Here is a 5,268-nt window from a genome sequence, read left to right as displayed (position 1 = left end):
TAGCCATGGTCTCGTGGGCTCGGAGATGTGTATAAGAGACAGGATATATATAGTGTCTTTGAAGAAGAAGGCTTGAAATATAAAAGAAGAATTGTATTGTCTAAAAATTTCTATGCAACACAGAAGTCGGTTATATGGTCAAGTGAAAAAGAAGTAGTAGATATAGATACGCCAATAGGAACAATGGTTTCCTTTTATTATCCCCTAAGTGATGAAGATAAAGAAAAATATAATGAACTAACGACAACAGAGTTAAGAGATAGAATATTGATTCATTACTTAAGTCGTTTTTGTCTAAATAGGGATAATCTTCAGCAAATAAAGTTAGAATATTATATTAATAGTATTTGTGATAAGGATAGCGTTCAGGTAATAACAGGAAAAGATATTCCACAGCCAGATTATACCGATTCTGTACAAGTGAATTATTCTAAAATATCAGTAGATGGAAATACTATTATAAAAACACCCAATACGGAAGAATTCATAATTAATTCGTATAGTTTACCTTGTTCTATACAAAAAAGAAATGAGGTAAAACTGACAAGCAAGAATGAAACAGTTGAAGTGTCAGGTATTGATTTTTCAATAATAAAAGATTCTCCTAAAATAAATAATAGCTATTTATTATTTTTGATTTCAAGTTCCTATCTAACTCAACAAGATAGTGATCTGAGAGGACAGTTAGCTATTTATTCAAAAAAAGATTTTCTGAAAAAAAGAAATCTTTTCTCTGGCGAAGAACAGATTTTAACCGATGATATTGAGGAAAAAGTTACTTCCTCTATAACAACACATTATAAATCTATAAGTAAGGTTAAGGAGTCGTTTGAATCCCAGATAGATGAACTTGCAGAAATGTTTTCGTTAGATAGAAGGATTTTAAATGAAGTAGGATATAAAGCAGGGGATTCAGATCAAAGTATTTTAAAGAAAGTGTATGAATACAATGCAGATATATCAGCGAAACATGATGCTGGTATAAAATCAGTCATGGATTCATTAAAGGAACTTACTCCAAGTTCAAAAGACTTTAAGAAGAAACTTAATGAAAAAGTAAAGAAAGTTACTGAATTGGTTCCACAAATTAATAGAACGGAGCTGGTGCGTTATATTTCGAAAAGAAAAGTAATATTAGATTTAATGCAGAAAACGTTAGATAAGCAATTAGATTGTCAACAAAAGAATTCTAAAGGAAAAAAGATTAATCATGAAAGTTTCTTGCACAATATATTGTTTAGCCAACATTCTGATGATCCATTGGATAGTAACTTATGGATGATAAATGATGATTTTATACACTATAAAGGAATTTCCGAATCTGAACTGAGAAATATAAAGGTAGAAAATGAGCTTTTTTTTAGAGAAGATTTAACTAAAGAAGAGCTTGAAGAACTTACAGCCTATAATAGAGATAAATTAGGGAATCGTCCAGATATACTTTTATTTCCCAAAGAACATAAATGTATTATCATTGAACTAAAAAGTATGGATGCGGATGTATCTAAATTTGTATCACAAGTTTCTCAATATGCAGGCTTAATCAGGCAATACGCAAAAGATAGATTTGAGATAACGACATTTTATGCTTATTTGATAGGAGAAAGTTTCACCCTTAATGAAGTTAAACGAGCAAATCCATTTTTTAAAAAAGCTTATTACTTTGATTATTTATTTTGCCCCAATTATCCAGTAGATGGAGGAGAGAATAGAAGAGATGGAGAAATGTATATTGAAGTAATAAAATATTCGACCTTATTGGAACGAGCTGTTTTTAGAAATAAAATATTTACAAATAAAATTTAGTTCTTCAAATTAAGTAATCCCACTCCTTCAGTTGTCTATTAGAGTTACTGGAGTGGGATTATTTTATAGACATCTAAAATATTCCAGTTTTGTGGCATAAAAACTGGAATACGTGCCGAGAAACTAATTTAGTATAATTAGTATAATAAGGTGTAGTATATGAGTTGAAATGTTAAGTATTCACTCTTTTGGGGTTTTCTGTGCTTTAATCGTATTATATCTCGAAATTATTACTAACTTTGTCATTGGCTGCAAATTTTACGGCTGTAAAGTTTACGGCAGTAAACTCTGTAATGGTGAAATCGAATATAAAAAGATAAGGATATGAAATTTTACAATAGAGATAAAGAGTTAGCATTGTTGGAAAAGGTTCGCCGAGTGTCTTTTTCTGTACATTCCCAAATGACCGTACTTACCGGTCGGCGACGTATCGGCAAGACCAGCCTTATATTCAAGAGCTGCGAGGATACTCCTACGGTGTACTTGTTTGTCAGCCGAAGTAATGAAACGGATCTCTGTTTACGATTTACTTCCGAGATCCGGCAGGCACTTGATATTTATATACCGGAACTTACCAACTTTGCAGAAATGTTCCGCTTCTTAATGGATTTGGGAACACGGATGGAATATAATCTGGTTATAGACGAATTTCAGGAGTTCTATTACATAAATCAAGAGATTTACAGTTTGATGCAGGATACTTGGGATCGACTGAGGAAACAGAGCCATGTCAATCTTATCGTGAGCGGTTCGGTCTATACCCTTATGAATAAAATCTTCAGGGATTCAAAAGAACCGCTGTATGGTCGTGCTGACAGTATCATGAAGTTAGCTCCTTTTACTACTTCCGTATTGAAAGAAATCATATCGGATCATAAGGCCGACTATACTAAAGATGACTTGTTGGCACTCTATACCTTTACCGGTGGTGTTCCAAAGTATATCGAGCAATTTATGGACAATGGATGTACAAGCATGGAAAGTATGGTCGATTTCATGTTGCAACCCGATTCATCCTTTCTGACTGAAGGACAGGCTTTGCTGATACAGGAGTTCGGAAAAAAATACGGTAATTACTTTTCTATCTTATCAGCAATCTCCAATGGTAAGAACACCCTGCCGGAAATGGAAGCGGTTATGGGTGGAATGAGTCTGGGCGGACAATTGAAGAGATTGGAGGAAGATTATGATCTGGTAAAGAAGAAACGGCCCATACTCTCCAAAGAGGGTTCCCAAACCGTCCGTTATGAAGTTTCGGATATGTTTTTACGTTTCTGGTTCCGGTATTTTATCAAGTATCAAAATTATATAGAGATACAGAATTTTGAACGCTTGGCTGATATTATAAAAAAGGATTATCCGACATTCTCCGGTTTGGCTTTGGAAATGTATTTCCGCCAAAAGATGATGGAAAGCAAGGAATTTGCAGATATAGGTTCTTGGTGGCAAGGCAAGAATAATAAAGATCAGGATGAAATAGATATTGTCGGACTATATGCGGAAGAGAAAAAAGCTCTGGTGGCAGAGGTGAAAAGACAATCCAAAAATTTCAAGCCGGATTTGTTTGCACTCAAAGTAGAGGAATTACGGAAAAAAGTCTTGTTTAAGTATGAGATAGAGAGCAGGCTTTTTTCAATGGAGGAAATGTAAATGTGAATTTTATTTAAATACCATGATTGCCAAAATTGATATTGAAAGATTTGGATTGTTCTCAAATTATTATTGGAAACAACATATTGGAACAGAAAATAATCAAATTTTTAATAAAATGAATATTATATATGGACGAAATTATTCAGGTAAAACTACTTTATCTCGAATATTTCGCTGTATAGAAATGAAACAGTTACCCAATAATTATCATAATGGCATTTTCACTATAACTACTGATAATTCAACTATAACTAATATGAATTTAGTTTGTTCTGATAAAGTAAGGGTGTATAATACAGATTTTGTCAAAGAAAATTTAAGTTGGCTAAGTAATGAGGAGGGCGACATAAAACCTTTTACATTATTGGGATCTAACAATGTAAATGCTGAGAAAAGAATAACAGAAATTAATGAAGAATTAGGTGGTATAGATGAGAAAAAAGGATTACTTTATCGAAAGTGGCAAATAGAAGAAAACTTGCAAAAAAGAAAACTACAATTTACTAAAGCTAAAGAGAAGGTTCAGACATTACTAACCAATAAAGCTAATAGAGAGATAAAAGTAAACAATTACTATGTAAAACAAGGCACTAATTATAATGTTAAAACAATTCAATTAGAAATTGACGAAATTATAGATTCCGGAAAAAATTTTATAATAAATGAAAAAGAGAAGGCCATTCGTAGAAAGAGAATTGACGAATCTGTAAAACAGGAAATAGCACCATTACCTATAACAAAGCCACATCTCTCGGAATATATAAAGGAGGTTCAAGAGCTTCTAAAACGTAAGATCGTTTTAACGCAAACACTTGAAGAATTAGTAACTAATAGTCTATTGCAAGAATGGGTGGATAAAGGGCGTGTGCTTAATAAGAATAGGGAAACTTGTGCTTTTTGTGGAGGAATTATTACACCTGATCGTTGGAAGTTATTGGATGCCCATTTTAGCAAGGAATCAGAGGAACTAAAAAAAAGTATTGAAGAACTATTTGATAAACTTGAAAGATCCAAGAAATCACTTGATGGCTTTCTCGAGACAAGGGGAGTAAAACAGGAAAATATTTATGAGATTTTCCAAGATGAGTACAATCAATATTACAAAGAATGGACTATATATAGACCAGTACAGAGATACAATAGACTTTCTTATTTCCCAATTACAAGAGAGATATAATGATATATTCACTCCAAGGGAAATAAGCAATATTGTTGATTGCTCGGAGAATATCATTGAAATAATTAACCGCTTTAATTCTTTATTACAGAAAAACAAAAACAAATCTTCTACTATTGCAAAAGATAAAGATATTTATCGAAGAGAATTAAGATATTCTGAAATACAATCTTTTATTAAGACAATTGAGTATGAAAGGATTTGTAAGGATTGGAAAAACGAAGAAAAATCCATCAATAGCGAGGAAAAAAAACTTGATGATTTGATAAAGACTATTGGAGAGTTAAGACAAGAAAAGCAAACAAAAGAATTAGAAGCAAAGGATGAAGGAGAAGCTGCCAAAAGAATAAATGAACATTTATCAGATTTTTTTGGGCATGATAGTTTGACTTTGGAGCCAGCACTTATCACTGAATCTAATACACCCTTAACGAGATTTATAATAAAAAGAGGTGATAAAGAAGCTCACAATTTAAGTGAAGGTGAATGCAGCCTAATTTCTTTCTGCTATTTTATTGCAAAAATAGAAGATGAATTGAATGGAGTAGATCATGATAAACTGATAATATATATTGATGATCCTATTTCTAGTCTTGATAATAATCATATCTTTTTTATGTATAGTCTTATTG

The 5,268-nt window shown here is 32.2% G+C and carries 4 protein-coding genes; all 4 read left to right on the top strand.

Features of this window, described 5'->3' with window-relative positions:
- Nucleotides 1-27: 27 nt before the first annotated feature.
- On the top strand, nucleotides 28-1,806 hold the full coding sequence (locus LPH68_RS25360; RefSeq protein WP_230297221.1) for a hypothetical protein: 1,779 nt from the start codon (nucleotides 28-30) through the stop codon (nucleotides 1,804-1,806).
- Nucleotides 1,807-2,130: 324 nt separating this feature from the next.
- Nucleotides 2,131-3,456 (top strand): ATP-binding protein, encoded by a 1,326-nt coding sequence (locus LPH68_RS25355; protein ID WP_151923862.1) that lies wholly within the window; start codon nucleotides 2,131-2,133, stop codon nucleotides 3,454-3,456.
- 22 nt (nucleotides 3,457-3,478) lie between these two features.
- Nucleotides 3,479-4,636 (top strand): AAA family ATPase, encoded by a 1,158-nt coding sequence (locus LPH68_RS26685; protein ID WP_255679520.1) that lies wholly within the window; start codon nucleotides 3,479-3,481, stop codon nucleotides 4,634-4,636.
- A partial coding sequence (locus tag LPH68_RS26680) for an AAA family ATPase (protein WP_255679519.1) occupies nucleotides 4,542-5,268 on the top strand: 727 nt, incomplete at its 3' end. The genes LPH68_RS26685 and LPH68_RS26680, both read left to right, overlap by 95 nt.

The sequence above is a fragment of the Bacteroides sp. 1_1_30 genome, from assembly GCF_020982715.1.
GTDB lineage: Bacteria > Bacteroidota > Bacteroidia > Bacteroidales > Bacteroidaceae > Bacteroides > Bacteroides xylanisolvens.
Note: the sequence above shows the minus strand (reverse complement) of the source record. Positions and strands in the feature narration are given on the sequence as shown.

Coding starts and splice junctions, on each gene's coding strand:
- LPH68_RS26685 (WP_255679520.1), top strand. CDS start 3,479: ATGATTGCCAAAATTGATATTGAAAGATTTGGATTGTTCTCAAATTAT.
- LPH68_RS25355 (WP_151923862.1), top strand. CDS start 2,131: ATGAAATTTTACAATAGAGATAAAGAGTTAGCATTGTTGGAAAAGGTT.